The following is a 3642-nucleotide window of genomic DNA, read 5'->3' on the forward strand; positions in this document are numbered from 1 at the left end:
TAACACGATCGGGAAAATTCAGAAGGAATTAAAGCCGTCCTAGAACGACGGGGTTTTAAACCCATTTCTTTGATAAAGCCTCCTCATCGACGAGAACAGGCAACAAAACACAGCAAATTCGGTTAAAGGGCCGAAAAGACAGACGACTGTCGTTGGCGTATTGGCAGATTTTAAGGTAGGCTGCTTAAGAGTCGCAACTATTTAGCGAGTCGAGCCGTGGCAGTAAAAGTCGAAGAATTACTTACAGCAGAGATTAATCAGCCTGCTCGTTATCTGGGAAACGAATTGGGGGCTACGCACAAGCCTTGGGACGCGGCGTCTGTGCGCTGGGTTCTCACTTACCCAGAAGTTTATGAAGTTGGTGCTTCCAATTTGGGGCACATCATCCTTTACAACATTTTGAACGCTGTGCCGAGGCAGTTGTGCGATCGGGCTTATTTGCCCGCCGCCGACTTGGCAGCAAAACTGCGATCGACCAAAACTCCCCTGTTTGCCGTAGAATCGAGGCGATCGCTCACAGAATTTGATATTCTGGGCTTCAGCCTCAGCTACGAACTCGGAGCAACAAACATTCTGGAAATGCTGGATTTAGCCGGCATTCCACTAACTTGGCAAGAAAGAGCGACTAATCGCCAAAACGGTCAAATGCCACTGATTTTTGCTGGCGGGCAAACGGCAACTTCCAACCCCGAACCCTACGCTGACTTTTTTGACTTCATCGCTTTGGGAGATGGAGAAGAGTTGCTGCCAGAAATAGGCTTGATTTTGGCAGAAGGCAAAACAAATAATTTGAGCCGAGAAGCATTGCTGCTGGATTTAGCGCAAATTCCAGGCGTCTACGTCCCGCAATTTTACGATATGGCGGCCGACGGTTCTGTTCATCCCAACCGCCGGCAAGTTCCAGAACGAATTCTGCGCCGCGTTGCAACTCCGATACCAGCTTATTCGATCGGCCTGGTTCCCTACGTCCAGACAGTACACGACAGACTGACAGTAGAAATCCGCCGGGGATGCACCCGCGGGTGTCGCTTCTGTCAGCCGGGAATGCTGACTCGTCCCGCGCGCGATGTCGAACCGCAGCAAGTCGTAGAGGCGATCGAACAGGGGATGCAAGCCACCGGACACAGCGAGTTTTCCCTGCTTTCCCTCAGTTGTTCCGACTATCTGGCACTCCCAGCAGTCGGGATGGAAATCAAAAATCGCCTGAAAGATAAAAATATCTCTCTGTCTCTACCCAGCCAGCGAGTTGACAGATTTGACGATAATATTGCCGACATTCTCGGCGGGACGCGACAAGGTGGTTTGACTTTTGCGCCGGAAGCTGGTACTCAGCGGATGCGCGACATCGTTAACAAAGGTTTGACCAACGAAGAATTGCTTCGGGGTGTCAAAACTGCGGTCGATCGCGGCTGGGATAAAATCAAGCTGTACTTTATGATCGGTTTGCCGGGAGAAACAGATTTTGATGTTCTCGGCATCGCCGAAACAGTCCGCTGGCTGCACAGGGAATGCAGGATCAATGGCAGGCGGGGACTGAATTTTAACTTGACAATTTCTAATTTTACGCCTAAGCCTCACACTCCTTTTCAGTGGCACTCGGTTTCTACTGCTGAGTTTTCCCGCAAGCAAAAACTCCTGAAGGAAGAGTTTCGGGGGATGCGGGGCGTCAAGGTGAATTACACTGATGTGCGGATTTCGGCAATGGAGGATTTTGTCGGACGGGGCGATCGACGTTTGGCTGCTGTAGTCCGCCGCGCTTGGGAACTTGGCGCGGGTATGGATGCCTGGTGGGAAAGCTTGGATCAGGCTTACAAAGCTTGGACTCAGGCGATCGATGAATCGGGCCTTACCTGGAAATACCGCCAAGTCGAAAGTGGCGAGTGGAATCTTTTTGAGAAGGAAGAGGAGCACGACACGGATGCGGACACGGATACACGGATGAATTTAACGGCGGGGGCGGGCACGGGGGCACCGCCCCTACCAGCGGGGGCGGGCACGGGGACACCGCCCCTACCAGCGGGGGCGGGCACGGGGGCACCGCCCCTACCAGCGGGGGCGGGCACGGGGGCACCGCCCCTACTGGATCAACCTTTGCCTTGGGATCATTTAGATACGGGAATCGACAAAAACTGGCTGAAAATTGACTTGCAAAAGGCTTTAGAAGCAGCGACGGTTCCCGACTGTTCCTTTGAAGGGTGTTCGCGCTGCGGGGTTTGCGGCACTGATTTCGGACACAATGTGGTTGTGGATGCGCTGCCAATTCCTGAGTTTGCTGGGGAGTTTGTCCCGAATACTGAGCGGAAACAGCGTTTTCGGGTTTGGTTCGGGAAGGTGGGCGATATGGCTTTGGTTGGTCATTTGGATTTGATCCGATTGTTCGATCGAGTAGTCCGCAGAGCCGATTTGCCGATTTCGTTTACCGGCGGGTTTCACCCGAACCCTCGGATTTCTCTGGCAAATGCTCTGCCTCTGGGTGTTACCAGCACTGGGGAAATTGCCGACTTTGAACTCACTGAGTCGATCGATATTGAGAGTTTTCGGGAAAAGTTGGCCGCTAAGCTGCCGGAAAATATTCCGATTTACAAGGTTGAGTCGATCGATCTCAAGGCTCCTTCTGCTAACCAGTTGTTAGAAGCAGCGGAGTACGTAATTACTGTGGCCTCCGCAGGCTCGTTGACAGAAAATGGCGAATTAGACCAGGAAAATGCTGCTCCTGTCTGCGTGGCTCCTGATGCCAACTGGGAAGCTTGGGTCAAGACGATCGTCGAAACCGAGGCTTTTTGGCGGGTGCATACTACTAAGTCGGGAAAGACGCAGGATGTCAATTTGCGCGATCGACTGCACAAACTAGAACTTGTAGAGCACAAACCCGACAGCAGCACCTCTGCTAGGAGTGGTACATCCGAAGGTAGAGCCGTCTTGCGCTTTACCGGCAGTTGTCGCAGCGATGGCAACTTGCTAAAGCCAGAACATATTGTTTTCATGCTCGAACAAGTCAGCCAGCAGGAAATTCAGCTTCTGCAGGTTGAGCGTAGTCAGCTAATCCTAGGTTATGGTTAAGATAGGGAAGCCGTGGTGGAATTTTTTACCTTCGGCTCTCGATCGGGATGTGTCCTTTCACGCTATAATCGCTTGTTATGGAAGCCGCGGCGGCTCGAGCGCTTTAGTCGCTCGCCGCCCTCGTCAACCAGCAACGCGGGCTGGGTGCAATTTGCTTCTGTTCAAGACTTCAAGCCTTTTTGTTGTACATTCACGGGCTAAATCTAGCGCCAAACCCGCCGGAGGGTCTGAACCAAATTTAGCGATTAATTTCGATCGATCGACTGGTTGTCGGTGGTCGGCTTATTCAAAAATCTCACGGTTCAAACCGCAGAGCGGGTATTCAACAATAGATGTTTTTGACGGGTCAAAAAACGGAGAGAAGCCCCGACTTAAGTCGTGGAGAACCAAAAATTTTAGATTTTAGATTAAAGTTCCAGCTCCCAGATTCATCTGTGGAGTCAATCTAAAATCTAAAACCTAAAATCTAAAATCGATTGACCCGTCAAAAAACGGAGAGAAGCCCCCGACTTAAGTCGTGAAGAACCAAAAATTTTAGATTTTAGATTAAAGTTCAATCTCCCAGATTCATCTGTGGAGTAA

Annotated in this window: 1 protein-coding gene; it reads left to right on the top strand. The window is 51.2% G+C overall.

Annotated elements, in window-relative coordinates; genetic code table 11:
- Window positions 1-216: 216 nt before the first annotated feature.
- Window positions 217-3060, top strand: coding sequence for a TIGR03960 family B12-binding radical SAM protein (locus QUB04_RS29415; RefSeq protein WP_333289990.1), 2844 nt, complete (start codon window positions 217-219; stop codon window positions 3058-3060).
- The last annotated feature ends 582 nt before the right edge of the window (window positions 3061-3642 follow it).

It is taken from the genome of Microcoleus sp. D2_18a_B4, from assembly GCF_036702475.1.
Lineage (GTDB): Bacteria > Cyanobacteriota > Cyanobacteriia > Cyanobacteriales > Microcoleaceae > Microcoleus.